The organism is Paraburkholderia ferrariae NBRC 106233, from assembly GCF_000685035.1.
GTDB lineage: Bacteria > Pseudomonadota > Gammaproteobacteria > Burkholderiales > Burkholderiaceae > Paraburkholderia > Paraburkholderia ferrariae.
Map to the genome: position 1 here is coordinate 308,767 of NZ_BAYB01000007.1, position 14,739 is coordinate 323,505.

The 14,739-nt window shown below is 64.3% G+C and carries 14 protein-coding genes; 8 read left to right on the plus strand and 6 right to left on the minus strand.

Going from position 1 to position 14,739, the window contains the following annotated elements; translation table 11 throughout:
- The first annotated feature begins 43 nt into the window (after nt 1-43).
- From BFE01S_RS08305 to BFE01S_RS08315, 3 genes are all read left to right on the plus strand, one after another.
- A complete protein-coding gene (locus BFE01S_RS08305; protein ID WP_218002901.1) occupies nt 44-1,204 on the plus strand; it encodes a 2-aminoethylphosphonate--pyruvate transaminase in 1,161 nt (386 codons plus the stop codon).
- 64 nt (nt 1,205-1,268) lie between these two features.
- A complete protein-coding gene (gene phnX / locus BFE01S_RS08310) occupies nt 1,269-2,072 on the plus strand; it encodes a phosphonoacetaldehyde hydrolase (RefSeq protein ID WP_028225078.1) in 804 nt (267 codons plus the stop codon).
- A gap of 189 nt (nt 2,073-2,261) precedes the next feature.
- Nucleotides 2,262-2,579, plus strand: a complete 318-nt coding sequence (locus BFE01S_RS08315) for a YnfA family protein (RefSeq protein WP_028225079.1) — start codon at nt 2,262-2,264, stop codon at nt 2,577-2,579.
- A 29-nt stretch (nt 2,580-2,608) separates the two neighbouring features.
- Here the strand turns inward: BFE01S_RS08315 and BFE01S_RS08320 are convergent, their stop codons facing one another.
- The gene (locus tag BFE01S_RS08320) at nt 2,609-3,070 is read right to left on the minus strand and encodes a thioesterase family protein (protein ID WP_028225080.1); all 462 of its coding nucleotides are present in this window, start codon (nt 3,068-3,070) and stop codon (nt 2,609-2,611) included.
- Nucleotides 3,071-3,303: 233 nt separating this feature from the next.
- Between BFE01S_RS08320 and BFE01S_RS08325 the strand changes: the two genes are divergently transcribed.
- Nucleotides 3,304-3,915 (plus strand): GNAT family N-acetyltransferase, encoded by a 612-nt coding sequence (locus BFE01S_RS08325; RefSeq protein WP_028225081.1) that lies wholly within the window; start codon nt 3,304-3,306, stop codon nt 3,913-3,915.
- Nucleotides 3,916-3,967: 52 nt separating this feature from the next.
- On the plus strand, nt 3,968-4,486 hold the full coding sequence (locus BFE01S_RS08330) for a carboxypeptidase-like regulatory domain-containing protein (RefSeq protein ID WP_322787817.1): 519 nt from the start codon (nt 3,968-3,970) through the stop codon (nt 4,484-4,486).
- Nucleotides 4,487-4,731: 245 nt separating this feature from the next.
- Here the strand turns inward: BFE01S_RS08330 and BFE01S_RS08335 are convergent, their stop codons facing one another.
- From BFE01S_RS08335 to BFE01S_RS08345, 3 genes are all read right to left on the minus strand, one after another.
- The gene (locus BFE01S_RS08335; protein WP_028225083.1) at nt 4,732-5,814 is read right to left on the minus strand and encodes a porin; all 1,083 of its coding nucleotides are present in this window, start codon (nt 5,812-5,814) and stop codon (nt 4,732-4,734) included.
- 204 nt (nt 5,815-6,018) lie between these two features.
- Nucleotides 6,019-6,729, minus strand: coding sequence for a YczE/YyaS/YitT family protein (locus tag BFE01S_RS08340; protein WP_028225084.1), 711 nt, complete (start codon nt 6,727-6,729; stop codon nt 6,019-6,021).
- A gap of 182 nt (nt 6,730-6,911) precedes the next feature.
- On the minus strand, nt 6,912-8,681 hold the full coding sequence (locus tag BFE01S_RS08345; protein ID WP_042337341.1) for an adenine deaminase C-terminal domain-containing protein: 1,770 nt from the start codon (nt 8,679-8,681) through the stop codon (nt 6,912-6,914).
- Between the two features lie 157 nt (nt 8,682-8,838).
- Here BFE01S_RS08345 and BFE01S_RS08350 point away from each other — a divergent pair, with 157 nt between their 5' ends.
- Nucleotides 8,839-9,741 carry a LysR family transcriptional regulator gene (locus BFE01S_RS08350; protein WP_028225086.1) on the plus strand — a complete coding sequence of 301 codons (903 nt, stop codon included), beginning with the start codon at nt 8,839-8,841 and terminating at the stop codon, nt 9,739-9,741.
- Nucleotides 9,742-9,778: 37 nt separating this feature from the next.
- Here BFE01S_RS08350 and BFE01S_RS08355 read toward each other — a convergent pair whose 3' ends face one another.
- Nucleotides 9,779-10,879 (minus strand): CobW family GTP-binding protein, encoded by a 1,101-nt coding sequence (locus BFE01S_RS08355; protein ID WP_028225087.1) that lies wholly within the window; start codon nt 10,877-10,879, stop codon nt 9,779-9,781.
- Nucleotides 10,876-11,907: an MBL fold metallo-hydrolase gene (locus BFE01S_RS08360; RefSeq protein WP_028225088.1), complete on the minus strand. Its 1,032-nt coding sequence runs from the start codon at nt 11,905-11,907 to the stop codon at nt 10,876-10,878. The genes BFE01S_RS08355 and BFE01S_RS08360 overlap by 4 nt, the downstream gene beginning before the upstream one ends.
- Nucleotides 11,908-12,212: 305 nt before the next feature.
- On the opposite strand from BFE01S_RS08360, the gene BFE01S_RS08365 reads away from it, so the two are divergent.
- Both BFE01S_RS08365 and BFE01S_RS08370 read left to right on the plus strand, forming a co-directional pair.
- On the plus strand, nt 12,213-13,190 hold the full coding sequence (locus BFE01S_RS08365) for a LysR family transcriptional regulator (protein ID WP_028225089.1): 978 nt from the start codon (nt 12,213-12,215) through the stop codon (nt 13,188-13,190).
- Nucleotides 13,190-14,659, plus strand: coding sequence for an NAD(P)-binding domain-containing protein (locus tag BFE01S_RS08370; RefSeq protein ID WP_028225090.1), 1,470 nt, complete (start codon nt 13,190-13,192; stop codon nt 14,657-14,659). The genes BFE01S_RS08365 and BFE01S_RS08370 overlap by 1 nt, the downstream gene beginning before the upstream one ends.
- The last annotated feature ends 80 nt before the right edge of the window (nt 14,660-14,739 follow it).

The following is a 14,739-nucleotide window of genomic DNA, read 5'->3' on the forward strand; positions in this document are numbered from 1 at the left end:
ACCGTGTCGGCATTCGATGCTGAACGCCGACTGGAGTCGCTGCATGACCACCCCCGCCGAACCGTACCTGCTGACCCCCGGGCCGCTCACCACGGCCGCCTCCACCAGGGAGGCGATGCTGCGCGACTGGGGTTCGTGGGACGGCGATTTTCGCGCCATGACGGCGCAACTGCGCCGCGGCCTGCTGGCGATTGCCGGAGACACGCAGGGCGACTACGACTGCGTGCCGCTGCAAGGCAGCGGCAGCTACTGCGTGGAGGCGATGCTCGGCAGCTTCGTGCCGCGCGGCGGCCACGTTCTGGTGCTGGCCAACGGCGCCTACGGCAAACGCATCGCCACGACGCTGCGCTACCTGGGCCGCCGCCACACGGTTCACGACACCGGCGACTATCTGCCGCCGCGTGCCGCCGACATCGAGCGCATCCTCGCCGCGAATGCCGACATCACGCACGTCGTGGTGGTTCATTGCGAGACCAGCTCCGGCATCCTGAACCCGATCGAGGAGATCGCCGCCGTCACGGCGCGCCTCGGCCGGCGCCTGCTGATCGATTCGATGAGCGCGTTCGGCGCTGTGCCGCTCGACGTGCGCAAGCTGCCGTGCGACGCGTTCGTTTCGTCGGCGAACAAGTGCATCGAAGGCGTGCCGGGCTTCGGCTTCGTGATCGCGAAGAAGGCCGTGCTGCGCGCGGCGCAAGGCAACAGCCATTCGCTCTCGCTCGACGTTTATGACCAGTGGGACGTGATGAACCGCACGGGCCAGTGGCGCTTCACGCCGCCCACGCACACGGTGGCCGCCTTCATCGAGGCGCTGCGCCTGCATACGCTCGAAGGCGGCCAGCCGGGGCGTCTGGCGCGCTATGCCCGCAATCGCGACGTGCTAGTGGCCGGCATGCGCCCGCTCGGCTTCGAGCCGCTGCTTACCGAGGCCTGGCGCTCGCCCATCATCGTGACGTTCTTCTCGCCGGCCGATCCGGCCTTTAGTTTCGAGCGCTTTTACGAACTCATGAAATCTCAGGGTTTCCTCATCTACCCGGGCAAGCTCACCACGGTCGAAAGTTTTCGCATCGGCTGCATCGGCGCGCTCGACGAAACGGTGATGCGGCGCGTGGTGCAAGCGTGCGGCACGGCGCTGCGCGCGCTGGGCGTGGCAAGCGGCACGCCCGCGGCAACCTCGCTCGACGCGCGCGAAGCGCTCGCGGCTTGATCATCAGTAGTGCGAATCTCAGGCAAGAACTCCTCTACGCAGCACTTTCGCAGGACATACGGCAATGAAACACGTTAAGGCAGTGATCTTCGACTGGGCCGGCACCGTGGTGGATTACGGTTCGCGCGCGCCGATGGGCGCCTTCGTCGAGACCTTCGACGAGTTCGGCGTACCGATCTCGATCGACGAGGCGCGCGGCCCGATGGGCATGGCCAAGCGCCCGCACATCGCGGCGCTGATGGCGCTGCCGCGCGTCGCGAAAGCCTGGGAGGCGCGCTATGGCCACGTACCCGACGATGCCGACATCGACGCCGTGTACGACGTGTTCGTGCCGAAGAACGTGGCGGTGGCCGCGCAGTACAGCAACGTGATTCCGGGCGTGGCCGCCGTGACCGCCGCGCTGCGCGCGGATGGCGTGCGCATTGGCTCGACCACGGGCTACACGCGCGAGATCATCGACCAGATCGTGCCGGGCGCGGCGGCCCAGGGCTTCCAGGCGGACAGCATCGTCTGCACTGGCGACACGCCCGAAGGCCGGCCCTCGCCATACATGATCTATCGCACGCTGCCGCAACTCGGCGTGTGGCTTGCGCGCGATGCGATCAAGGTGGACGACACCGAAGTCGGCATCGAAGAGGGCCTCAACGGCGGCACGTGGGCCGTGGGCGTGGCAGTGAGCGGCAACGCATTCGGCATGACGGAAGAACAAGTGCACGCGCTGCCGCTCGACGAATATACGCGCCGCCGCGAAGCGGCCGTCGAGCGCCTGCGCGCAGCGGGCGCCCATTACGTGATCGACAGCGTGGCCGACCTGCTGCCGGTGGTGAGCGAGATCGAAAGCCGGCTCGCGCGCGGCGAGCGTCCGTAAGCGTAGCGGCGTTATACGCGCGTAATAGCGCTGTGGTTTGACGGCGCGCCTTCGCGGCTTACGCGAGGCGCGCTTTTTCTTTGTGAGGCGAGCATGCCTGCGCAGCCGCATCGGCTCATTGCGCGCGGCGCACCGAGATACCATGAGCGGCCCCGTCGCCGCCTCGCGACCTCACCGCATCACCGCACAATGAAGACGTTTCTGCTGTTCGTGGCCACCGCCCTGGCCGAAATCATCGGCTGCTATTTGCCGTACCGCTGGCTGCGCGAAGGCGCGAGCGTCTGGTGGCTCGTTCCCGCCGCGTGTTCGCTCGCGTTGTTCGCGTGGCTGCTCACGCTGCATCCGAGCGCGGCGGGGCGCACCTATGCGGCCTACGGCGGCGTTTATGTGTGCGTGGCGCTCCTGTGGCTCTGGGCTGTGGAAGCGGTGCGGCCCAGCGCATGGGACTGGGCGGGGATGGCCTTCACGCTGGCCGGCATGGCGCTGATCGCCTTCCAGCCGCGCTAGCGCGGCAGCAAGCGGGCGTTGGCTGCCGGTCAGGCCGCCGGGTTCGCCGGGTTCGCCATGTTGACGTTCGGGAATTTCGCGCGGAACGCTTCGGGCATCGGCACGACTTGTTTGGACTCGTAGTCGAAGAACACGAAGCCGGATTTGGCCATGGCGATCAGCACGCCATCGGCAGGGCGCGTAATGCGGAAAATGATGTCGCCGCCGTATTTGTTGAAGTCCATGATGCCGACTTCGAAGGCGAGCTGGTCGCGCGCATAGGCCTCGGCGCGGTAGGTCGTGGCGAGGTCCGTGACGATGATGCTCGTATGGGCCTCCTTCATGTCTTCGATGCCCGCGTCGAACAGGAAGCGCGCACGCGCCTCCGAAATCATCGAGATCATCGAATCGTTGGCGAGGTGATTGGCGCCGTTGATGTCGGTGACGCGCACCGTGAGATGCGTGGAGTAGTAATACTGGTCTTCGGGAAAGTGCAGCTGGATGCGGGCCATGACGAAATGCTCGGAGTCGGGGATAGCGGAAATAGCGGGGCGCCGGCGGTCGGGCTCAACCCGCTTGAAGCCGGCCAGAGCCAGGCCGGAACCGGGCCGGGCGCACGACCGTTATTTTAGCGTTTCGCCATGCGCCTTCCTGGCGCGCGGCGGCGCCGACGCTAAAATCGCGAATGCGCGCCAGCGCGGCAGCGGCTAAAAGAACGCAGGAACGCCACCACACCACGCCGATCATGAGCGACACGCCCGACACTTCCTCCACCCCCACCTTGACCGGCCGCATCGTCGAACTGCGCCCGCTGCGCGCCAACGACGCGCAGAATCTTCTCGATGCCGCCGCCGACGGCGAACTCTGGAACCTCAAAGTGACCGTCGTTCCGCAGGCGTCCACGGTCGATGCGTATCTCGCCCGCGCCCACGAAGGCGAACGGGCGGGCACCGTGATGCCGTTCGCGATCGTTCGCCGCGACACGGGGCGCGTGGTGGGCAGCACGCGCTTCTGGAAAATCGATCGCGTGAATCGCAAGCTCGAGATCGGGCATACATGGCTTGCGGCATCGGCACAGCGTTCGGCGGTGAACACCGAAGCGAAATACCTGCTGCTGACCTACGCGTTCGAAACGCTGCACTGCGTGCGCGTGCAATTCACGACCGACGAGTTCAACGAGAAATCGCGCGCGGCGATCCTGCGCCTGGGCGCAAAGGAAGAGGGCACTGTACGGCACGAACGCATCATGCCGGACGGGCGCAAGCGCAATTCCGTGCGCTTTAGCATCATCGACGACGAGTGGCCGCAGGTGAAAGCCGGGCTGCAGGCCAAGCTGCGCGCCGGGCGCGCGGATTGATACGGGGAGACGGCGATGATGCTGCCGGACTGCATGACGGACCAGCGTGGCGATGGCGCGCCCTGAGCCTCCAGCGACGCCGGGCCGGCGCAGGAATCGGCTGCTGAAAGCCGCGTTCGTGTGCGTGCTTGCCTTTCCGACGCTGTTCTTTCTGTGGGACGAATGGGCCGGGGGCGCGTTCGATCGTCTGGTTCTCTTTTCTGAGGTGCACGGCACCGTGCTGAAGGACGGCAAGCCAGTGGCCGGGGCCGAACTCGTTCAGCGGGCCGTGTGGTCGTCGAATGACGACGAAAATCCGCAGCAGCGGACCACGACCGACGCCACGGGTGCGTTCCGGTTTGCGCCAATCGAACGTGCGGCCTGGTTGCAGCGGCTCATGCTGGGTCAGCCGTGGGTGAACCAGTCGATTACGATCCGTTATCGGGGCGTGGAGTATCCGGCGTGGACGTTCGGCAAAGGCGACTACGATCCGGACACGGAACTCGATGGCCGGCCGTTGAAGCTGGTGTGCGATCTGGCGGACAAGCCGGAAATCGAGGGCAAGCGTTATGGGGTTTGCAGGGTTTGGTGAAGTGGTTCTGGGGGGTGGTCGGGTTGGTTGGGTTTTGGTGGGTTCTATATGTTTGAGAACGTTTTAAAAAACTTCGCTAATTTGTATTATGTAAAATCATATCTTCTTCACCAACCATGCCATTTCGTCGATCTCCGGTTTGAAGCCCGAAACCATCACGCCGAGGTGCGAGCCGCTTTCACCCCCGAGAACCCGCGCGGCCCGCTCGACGCCCCATTGCAGCCATCCGTGACCGAGGCTCCCGTCTAGAAGCGCGAGCGAATTCCGACACCCGCCGTCTCGCCCGACGACATGCCCGTTATGCGGTCGTACATGTACGCGGCGTAAACATCGGTGCGCTTCGAGAGCGGATAGTCGTACGCCAGCGTGGCCGTCTGGCGGGTCTGGTCGAGCCCGCCGGCATCGCGGGAATACGCGTACGAAGCCAGAATACGGCTCGTCCCCACCGCGATGCTCAATCCGCCGTCGAACATGTTCACGTGGAAGCCGTGGTTGATCACGCTATCGCTGGTGTACAGGTATTCGCCATAGAGCTTGGCAAACGAAAATTCGTAGGAAGCCGCCAATTGCGCCGCCGACTGGCTTTGAAAGCCCTTCAGCAACCCGTTCAGATCGCCTGCGGTGGAATTGAAGTTGGCGTACTGATACACGCCCCCCGCAGCAAAACCGCCGTTGCGATACGAAGCCTGAACCGAATACTGTTTGCTGCCATTGCCCGTGCTGCCGTTTCCGAACGCGTACATCGCGTGACCGCTCAAACCGTAGAGTTCCGGGCTCGCGTACTGAACCGCGTTGCTCCAGGCGGTGCCGCCGATAATCCCTTGATCCGTCTTGTACGACGGATACGTACCTAACCCCGCATACATCTGAACGATGGTCGGCGAAAACGTGAACGACGCATAGAACGGATTGAACTGACAAGCCTGCAGATACAGCAGACTGCTTTGACGGCCGAGCGTGAGCGTGCCCGCCAGCGTCGTCAGACCGACATAGGCATTGCGCGAGAACATCGGGTCGCCGTTGAAGGAACCGTACGCGCCGTTCTGCGGCCGGAAGAAGCCTTCGATCGCGAAGATCGTCTTATAGCCGTTACCCAGATCTTCCTTGCCGCCGAAACCCCAGAACGAGGTCGACAACCCACCTCCGCCTTCCTGCCAGCTCAGCGATTTACCGGGGGCTCGTTGAGCGCCCGCCCAGGTATCGATAATTCCGTACAACTGAACGCTCGATTGCGCGTGGACTTGCGTGGCAACCGTCATTAAACCAGTGGTCGCGGCAATACAGCTCATTCGTTTCAGTGTGACAAGACAAGTGCGTTCCATCAGCATGATGTGGTCTCTTCTCTTTTCAAAAGGCGAGTGAATGCCGACGTCGGGTTCGGTGCCTCAGCGTCGCAGTCGTAGCGGAAATGGCAAACGGATAGTCGGGACCGGCGGCGCCCGTCGTGCGCCGCGAATCACCTGCGCTTCGATGCAGCAGGCGATCCGCGAACGATCACACGGTTCTCGATTCGAACCACCCTTTGCCGAAGGTCAGTAAGTGCGCTGCTCCAGCGATCTTCGCTGATAGAACGAGATAGCGGTCTTGATCTTCCGGAACAGATAGAAGTACAGCTTGATGTACTGGCCCACCAGAATCGCATTCATGAACGTGCCTTCGCGAATGAATTTCGGGCCGCCGAGCAGCGCGAAGCCGATCACTGCGCTGATAATCAGCAATGTGCAATCGAAACTGGTTTTAATATCGCCCCACCGGAATCCCGTCCGTCTGAAAAGCGTGTTGACGAACATATCGATCGGCATGAGTACGAGATTCGCGCGGATCATCAGGAACAGGCCGAACGCGAGCAGCGCATCCGCGAAGGCGAGCAAAAAGAACTTCATGAAATAGTCCTGAAATTCGATCGAGCGCGTCAGCATCAGATTCAGATCGAGACACGTTGCCAGCACGAGAGCCGGGATCAACGACGCAAAGTTCTTCAGTGTGAAGTCCTTGCGCGCGACCAGATACGTCAGGAACAACATGAACAGCTCGAGCATGAAGTTGTACGTGCCCTGACTCAGACGCGGATAAACCAGCGTCATCGTGCGGGTGAGACTGCTTTGCGGCGAAATGCCGATACCGGCTCTGACCGCCAGACTGATCCCCATGGTCAAAATATAAATACCGACGATATACGTGGCCCAGCGCCGCGTCAGACCGCCGGTATCGATGACTTCAGTTTCCCTTGCATGGTGCGCCATGACTGTCCCTTCGTTGTCTGCCTGCCTGGTGCGGTGCCGCATGTCTGTTCCGACGATGGCGCGCCGCGCTCTTGTGGGGTATTTCGCGGCGTGCCCGGCTAGCTGCGCCGGGCACGCCTCGGCTCCTCAGGCCGCCGGAAGCCGAAGCCCCGGCGGGTCTCCTCCTGGCGGAGCCCGCTACGTCAAACCATGAAGCCGAAACGATCCAGCGAGATGAACAGCGTCAACAGCTTGTTCACCACGGGCTCGCCTTCATTATGGTTGCCCATGGCTTCCAGCGCGGCGTCGATCTCGCGGGTCGCCGTCACCAGTTCGGTCAGGTTCATGTTCGCCTGGACGCCGTAGATTTCCAGCGGCAGCATGGCCTTCACCTGTTTATTCTCGGTGACGACGCAACCGCCTGCATAGCCGTCCACCTGCTGCAGACAGTGGCACATTTCCGCGCTGTCCTGCCCGACCGCCACGAAATAGGCTTTCGGCGCCGGCCAGAAAGTCGCCACCGCGCCGCGATCGATAAACACGCCTTTGAACAGGCCATTGACCACGTGGCGCTTGCCGTTCGCGTAACGCTGCACGACCGAAATCCGGTTGAGCTTTGCACCGTTGTATTCCGTCACGACCTTGCCGTCGCGGAACGGCACCCACACTTCCTGGAAGAATTTTTCGTGGCCACGGCCGTACACGTCGAACAGATAGACCTTCGCCTGCGTGCCATCCGCCGAGATTTCCATCGGCGTCAGATCCAGTTGTTCCGGCTTCAGATCGCCGAGGCCCGGCACCGCCTTTTTCACCATGCCGGAATAGTCGATGTCGGCGTGCTTCAGCAGCTTGCGATCTTTCGCCACCAGTTCGCCGTCCTTGAACACGAAGCGCGGATTGATCTTCGACAGGCTGTCGGTCAGCACGATATCGGCGAAACGTCCCGGCGTTAGCGAGCCGAACTTGTTGTCCATGCGGAACGCGCGCGCCGTGTAGAGCGTGGCCATCTTGATCGCCTTGATCGGCTCGATGCCCATTTCCGCGCACAGCGAGACGATCCAGTCCATGTGACCTTTGGTCAGCAGGCGGTCCACGGAAATGTTGTCCGCGCACAGCTGGAAGTTCTCGGCCGGCCATTTGCGCTTGACGATGGAGCGCAACATGATCTTGATCACCTCGGGACTGCCGACGCCGAACTTGATCTGCGTTTGCAGGCCGTAGCGCACGCTCTTTTCGATGTCATCTTCCTTCCAGACGTCGTGATTGGCGAATGCACCGATCGCGGGCATGTAGTTCAGCATCATGTCCGATAGCGTGGTTACGCCCCAGTGCGTATTCATGAAGCCGCCCTTCGCGCGGCCTAGCGCCGACTTGCGGAAGTCGTCGTCGTTACCCACGCTGTAGGTCAGGTGCGCGAGTTCGCCCAAGCCGATCACGGGGTCCATCTTCAGCAGCGCATCGGTGACTTCGACCGAGGTCTTCTTGCCCGGTGCGAACGCGAATACGCGGTACGGCAGGCGTTCGTGATGCTTGAACAGTTGCCCGGTGGCTTCGATCGCTTCCGCGCCGGCCGCGCTCACGAAGTCGAGGCATTCGGAGAAGATGGTGGTCGTGCCGCACGGCACGATCGCTTCGGCGAATGCGGCCGGGTGCGCGAGTTGCGCTTCGAAGTGAACGTGCGCGTCGATCAGCCCGGGAATCGCGTACAACCCTTCGCCGTCGAACACTTCGCGCACCTCGATGGCGGACTCGTCGGGATTCAGCGCGACGATGCGCTTGTTGTAAACGAGGATGGACCCCTGATAGACCGATTCGCTATGAACGTCCAGGATGTTCAGATTCTTCAGAAGAAGATCGGCCTTCCTGCGGCCGTTCAGCACCTCGAAAATCCCTTTCACCTGCTCGTAGTGGGCGTTGACGTCACCCTGCGGTGCCGCTGCCGCGACGCTTCTTTCGCTGACTTCCTGATACATGATCTCTCTTCCTCAATGGGTTTGAAGCTGCTTATGCCGCCGACGACTGCGGCTGGTGTCATTAGGAAGGAAGCGAGCGTTTCTAAAAACAACTGTTTTTTGCACGGAGCGTGCACTTTTCGAGTACGATCCCCTTCGACTACGGAGGCAGGGGAACATGCTTCATTCACGGTTGCTGCGGTATATCGACGAAGTCGCGCGGTCCGGCTCCATTCGCGCCGCCGGGGAAAAGCTGCACATCGCGCCGTCGGCGATCAACAAGCATCTGCTGCTGCTCGAGGAAGAGATCGGCGAGCCGTTGTTCGAGCGCTTGCCGCGCGGTCTGCGGCCCACGCCGGCGGGCGAGATTCTGCTGGCTCATGTGCGTCGAACCATCCTCGAATATCGTCAGGTCGAAGCCGAGATACGCGACCTGAAGACCCTGCAGAAAGGCGAGGTCATCATCGCGACGGTCACCGGCCTGGCGAGCGGCATTGCCTCCACGGCCGCCGCGAGGTTCTGCGCGAGCCACCCGCATATCCAGATTTCCATCCGCGTCATGTTCACGCGCGAGATCGCGGACGCGGTGAGCAGCGGCGACGCGGACCTGGGTCTGGGCTTCAACCTGCCGTCCAACCCCCAACTCGAAACGCTGTGGGAACTGGACACGAGCCTCGGCGCAGTGCTTTCACCGACGCATGCGCTGGCGCGCATGGAATCCATTCCCCTCGCCTATTGCACTTCGTATCCGCTGATCTTTGCCGATCGCTCGATGCTGATGCATGGCATCGTTGCCGATACGTTCGAGGAAGCGGGGCTGAACGTCGAACCGGCATTCCGCACGAATTCGATCGAAACGATGAAACGCCTCGCTGCGGCGAGCGAGAGCATTGCATTCCTCAGCAAGTTCGATATCGCCGAGGAGCACCGCCAGGAGCTTCTCGTGTACCGGCAGATTCGCGACCGGGTGTTCAGCAAGAATGCACTCGCACTCGTGCGCCGGGAGAAGCACGGGCACGGACTCGCGAGCATGTTGCTCGCCGAGGAAATCATGGGCGGGTTGGGCGAGATGAGCGGTTGATCGTCCGCGTGTTTTTTTAAAGCACGGGGTTGTCCAGCTACGCCGCCACCGTTTCCGGCTGGCAGCCGAAATGCGCGAACGTATCGATCACCACCTGGCGCGGCAGCCCCTGCACGATGAACACGATGCGGCTGCGCCGCTCGTCGTCGGGCCAGCTATCGAGCCGCAACGGTTCGTGCAGCAGTTGCTGGACGCCGTGCAGCACGACCGGCGCCGTCTCGCCGGCGAACGCGCAAATGCCCTTCACCCGCAGGACCCGTTCGCCGTGGTAAGCAAGGAGGACGGTCAGCGCCTGCTCTACCGCATCGGCTGGCAAAGGCATATCAAAGCCAAGCGTGAACGTGGCGATGTCCGGATGCACCAGGCGTTGCGCCGGCAGACCGGTCCGTGCTGCCGGTGCCGCAGGTGCTTCGCGCGACGCGGCCGCACCTGCCGGCACACGGCGCACCGCACGCAGCGCGAGCGGCTGCCGCGCCACGCCAAGCCAACGAGGCAAGGTGCGCGGCGTGAGCATACCGAGCAGACTCGCGACATCCACCTCGCCCTTCAGCACCGGATGACGCGACGCAAACGGATTGAGCGCCGCAAGCGCGGCATCGAGCGCAGCGAGTTCGCCCGCATCCGCAAGGTCCGCTTTCGTGATCAGCAGGCGGTCCGCGCAGGCAACCTGCTGACGTGCCTCCTCGTGCCGTTCGAGTTGCCGCGCACCCTGCACTCCGTCCACCACGGCAATCACGCCGTCGAGCGCGAGGCGGCCGTCCAGCCGCTCGTCGCCCAGCAATTCGGATAGCACGGGTCCGGGCCGCGCAAGCCCGGTTGTCTCGACCCAGACGCGTTCGAACGCCGGAATCTCCCCGCGTGCGCGCCGCGCGAGCAGCGCATCGAGCGTGTCCGACAACTCGCCGCGCACCCCGCAGCACAGGCAACCGTTTTCGAGCAGCGCGATCGTGGCGTCGCGGGTCGTGCCCAGCAGCAGATGGTCGAGCCCGATGGCACCCACCTCGTTGACGACGACTGCGCAGCGCCCCATCGCCGGCTGCGCGAGCACCCGGTTCAACAGGGTTGTCTTGCCCGCGCCGAGAAAGCCCGTGAGCAGCGTGAGCGCGATGGGATCGTCCTTCACCGGGGCTTCGTTCATAGCACCATCAGATCCTTGCCCACCACGATCTGCCCGGCGAAGTCCTTGCGTACGTCCGCCACCCACATATCGTCGGTGATCGACGGGTCGCCGCCCGGCACGAAGTGGCTCAGCACCAGCGTTTTCACGCCGGCCGCAGTCGCGATCTTGCCGACCTGCTCCGTGGTCGTGTGGCTGCGCAGCAGGTGATCGCGCAAGGTGGGCGCATTGTCTGCAGTGCTGATCAACTTCTCCAGCGCCGGCAGGTACATCACCTCGTGCACCAGCACGTCGGCACCTTTGGCAAAAGTCGCGAGCGGTTCGTAGTAGCGCGTGTCGCCGGAAAACACGATGGTCCGGTCGCGCGTTTCGAAGCGGTACGCGAATGCCGGCTTGATCGTGTAGTGATCCACGAGTGCGGCGCTCACGCGGACCTGGTCGTTCTCGAGCACCACCCTCGGGCCGTCGAACTCGTGCACGTTGATGAGCGGCCGGAACGCCGGCCTGCCCTCCTCGCGCCTGCGCACGTCGAGATCGATCTCGTTCATGTCCACGAAGTCGTCCACCATCCTGCCGATGCGCGGCGGCCCGTACAGATGCACGGGCGTTTGCAGCCCGCTCGCCCATGCGAGAAATACGAGGTTCAACAGGTCGGCGTTGTGGTCCGAATGATGGTGTGTGAGGAAAATGTCCCGCACCATCGGCAACTTGACGCCGGCCTTCGTGAGTTGCAGCGCGACGCCGTTGCCGCAGTCGATCACATAGGGCTGGCCATCGACCAGCAGCACGTTCGCGGGCGCCGCGCGCAGTGCCGAAGGCGTGGGGCCGCCCTTGGTGCCGAGCAGGATCAACCGGGTGCCGCGCGCCGGCGCGATGCCGCTAGTGGATGAAGCCGCGGTGGAAGTTACGCCGCCGCTGGCCGGCGCGCCTGGCGAGCCCTGCGCATGCGCTTCGCCCGCGCCGAGCCACGGCAGCGAAGCGGTGCTCGCGGCGGTGACCGCAACCCGCATGAAATCCCGTCGGGAACGTCCAAAACGCTGTTCGGCCATGCGGGCTTCTCCTTGCGAAGCTAAACGATGAGGAACGACGATCGCCATGATGGGGGGCTGCCGGCGAACCGCGAGGCCCCGCGCAGCGGACGATTCGTGCGACGAAAGCGCCTCGTCGGCCCACTATTGACGCCCCTGGCGAAGGGCCAGTATGCCCGCCCAGGCCCTTGTCGTTGCGACCAGGGCAAACCCCTCCTTTCGCTGGCCAGGAATAAGGATATAAACATCGATTATTTGCAAATCACATTATTGGCCGTTCAGAATGCAATTTCCGCATTCTCCGACCACCCGACCCAAGCCGCAAGATGGAACTCCGCCAACTCGAAGCCTTCGCCGCAGTGATCACGACCGGCAGCGTCACGGCCGCCGGCCGCCTGCTGGAGCGCTCGCAGCCCGCCATCACGCGGCTGATCCAGGAGCTCGAAACCGAGGTGGGGTATCCGCTCTTCGCGCGCAACGGCCCGCGCGTCACGCCCACCGAACAAGGCATCCTGCTCTACGAGGGCGTGGAGCCCGTGCTGGCCGGCCTGCATCAGATCCGCAAGCGTGCCGGAGAAATCGGGCGCGGTGAAAGTCGGCCGCTGCGCATTGCCGCGAACTCCGCCCTCGCCGCCGGCCTCGTGCCCGCGGCGCTGGCCCACGCGCATCTGGCCGCTGCTGCGCAGACCATCCAGTTGCGCAGCGTGCCGCCCGAGCAAGTCGTGCATGCCGTGCTCAGCGGCGCGGCCGACATCGGGGTGGCGAGCCTGCCGCTCGAGCACCGCGGCGTGGTCGTGCACTGGATCGGCCAGTCGGCGTGCGTGGCGGCGCTGCGTGCGGACGATCCGCTCGCGCGCCACGACCGCTTGCCGCTTTCGGCCTGCGACGGCCGGCGCATCATCACGATGCAGAACCCTTACCGTCTGCGCCGCCGGCTCGACCACGCGCTCGCGCAGGCGAGCGTCGCGCCCGCCGGGCTGATCGAAACGAATTCGTCCATGAACGCGCTCACCATGGTCCGTGCCGGTCTCGGCATTTCGGTACTCGAACCGGTCACGGCGTATGGCATGCCGCTCAACGACGTGGCGATTCGCCCGATCGACGTCGACATTCCCTATTTCTTCGGTGTGATCTCGCGCGATGCCGTCGCGCTGCCCCCCGTGGCCGCGGCGCTGATTGACGCGCTCGCCGACGCAGCCCGCACCGTGCTGCCCGATTTCGCGCTGCGCGCAAGCGCCGAGCACGCCCAAGTCCTGCAATCGCTGTACGGCGATCTGCCTGCCGCCAAGGAATCTTTGCCCTGATGAACTCGACAACCTCACCCTCCACGGGCCTTGCCGCACTCGAAGGCCGCCTGCGCGAGGATCTCGCGTGGCTCGAACTGCCGGCGAAGCGCTGGATACCCGAACGCACGCTCGAAGGCCGCCCCGTTGTGAGCGTGGCGATTGTGGGCGGCGGCATGGCCGGACTGGCGGTGGCCGCCGCACTCGATCACCTCGGCATCGACGCCGTGATCTACGATCAGTCGCCGCGCGGCTTCGAGGGCCCCTGGGCCACCACGGCGCGCATGGAAACGCTTCGCTCTCCCAAGCAGTTGACCGGCCCCGCGCTCGGCCTGCCCGCGCTCACGTTCCGCGCCTGGTTCGAGGCGCAGTTCGGCACGCAGGCCTGGGAAGCGCTCGACAAGATTCCGCGCCTGCAATGGATGGACTATCTGCGCTGGTATCGCGACGTACTCGATATCGACGTGCGCAACGAGCACCGGGTCACCGCCATCACGCCACGCGCGGACGGTACCGTTGCGCTGTCTGTCACGAGCGCCAACGGCGAAGAAACGGTCCTTGCGCGCCACGTCGTTCTCGCGACCGGGCGCGACGGCCTGGGCGGCCCCTCCCTGCCCGCGTTCGTGCGCGATCTGCCCCGCCGCTTCTACGCTCACTCGTCCGATGCGATGGACTACGGCATGCTGCGCGGCAAACGCGTCGGCGTGATCGGCGCGGGCGCATCGGCGATGGACAGCGCGGCGACCGCGCTCGAAGCCGGCGCCGCCTCGGTCGATCTGCTGATCCGCCGCACGGACATCCCGCGCGTCAACAAGGGCAAGGGGGCCGGCAACCCGGGGCTCACGCACGGCCACGTCGCGCTATCCGACGAATGGAAGTGGCAGATCCGCCACTACATCAACGTGCAGCAAGTGCCGCCGCCGCGCGGCAGCACGCTGCGCGTGTCGCGCCACCCCAACGCCCGCTTCAACCTCGGCGCGCCCATCACCGGCATCGAGCCCGTGGACGACGAACTGCTCGTCAGTACACCGAAAGGTGTTTTCGTGCTGGACTTCCTCGTGTTCGCCACGGGCTTCCGGATCGATCTGGCGAGCCGCCCCGAATTCGCGGCGTTCGCGCCGCACGTCCGCGTGTGGAAAGACCGTTACGCACCGCCGGCGGGCGACGACGACATCGAGCTGGCCGATTCGCCCGACCTCGGCCCCGTCTTCGAGTTCCAGGAGAAGACGCCCGGCGCGTGTCCCGGTCTCGAACGTATCCACTGCTTTAGTGCGCCGGCCACGCTCTCGCACGGCGCACTGTCCGGCGACATTCCGGCCGTCAGCGACGGCGCAAAACGGCTCGCGCAGGGGCTCGCGGCGACGTTTTATCGTGAGGATGTCGAATCGCATTACGCCAACATGGCGGCCTTCTCCGAACCTGAAGTCGAAGGAAACGAATGGACGCCCGCGCCGCCGCCTCCGGCACTCGCCGAACGCCAGGCGCAATGACGGCGTAACGCGTGCGGCACCCACACACGCCGGGGCAGCAGCATGCCGCCCCGGCCATCTGGAGCGATTCCGGACTTGAC

Coding starts and splice junctions, on each gene's coding strand:
- BFE01S_RS08320 (WP_028225080.1), bottom strand. CDS start 3,070: ATGGCCCGCATCCAGCTGCACTTTCCCGAAGACCAGTATTACTACTCC.
- BFE01S_RS08335 (WP_028225083.1), bottom strand. CDS start 5,814: ATGCTGATGGAACGCACTTGTCTTGTCACACTGAAACGAATGAGCTGT.
- BFE01S_RS08350 (WP_028225086.1), top strand. CDS start 8,839: ATGCTTCATTCACGGTTGCTGCGGTATATCGACGAAGTCGCGCGGTCC.
- phnX (WP_028225078.1), top strand. CDS start 1,269: ATGAAACACGTTAAGGCAGTGATCTTCGACTGGGCCGGCACCGTGGTG.
- BFE01S_RS08365 (WP_028225089.1), top strand. CDS start 12,213: ATGGAACTCCGCCAACTCGAAGCCTTCGCCGCAGTGATCACGACCGGC.
- BFE01S_RS08325 (WP_028225081.1), top strand. CDS start 3,304: ATGAGCGACACGCCCGACACTTCCTCCACCCCCACCTTGACCGGCCGC.
- BFE01S_RS08305 (WP_218002901.1), top strand. CDS start 44: ATGACCACCCCCGCCGAACCGTACCTGCTGACCCCCGGGCCGCTCACC.
- BFE01S_RS08340 (WP_028225084.1), bottom strand. CDS start 6,729: ATGGCGCACCATGCAAGGGAAACTGAAGTCATCGATACCGGCGGTCTG.
- BFE01S_RS08355 (WP_028225087.1), bottom strand. CDS start 10,879: ATGAACGAAGCCCCGGTGAAGGACGATCCCATCGCGCTCACGCTGCTC.
- BFE01S_RS08360 (WP_028225088.1), bottom strand. CDS start 11,907: ATGGCCGAACAGCGTTTTGGACGTTCCCGACGGGATTTCATGCGGGTT.
- BFE01S_RS08330 (WP_322787817.1), top strand. CDS start 3,968: ATGGCGCGCCCTGAGCCTCCAGCGACGCCGGGCCGGCGCAGGAATCGG.
- BFE01S_RS08370 (WP_028225090.1), top strand. CDS start 13,190: ATGAACTCGACAACCTCACCCTCCACGGGCCTTGCCGCACTCGAAGGC.
- BFE01S_RS08315 (WP_028225079.1), top strand. CDS start 2,262: ATGAAGACGTTTCTGCTGTTCGTGGCCACCGCCCTGGCCGAAATCATC.
- BFE01S_RS08345 (WP_042337341.1), bottom strand. CDS start 8,681: ATGTATCAGGAAGTCAGCGAAAGAAGCGTCGCGGCAGCGGCACCGCAG.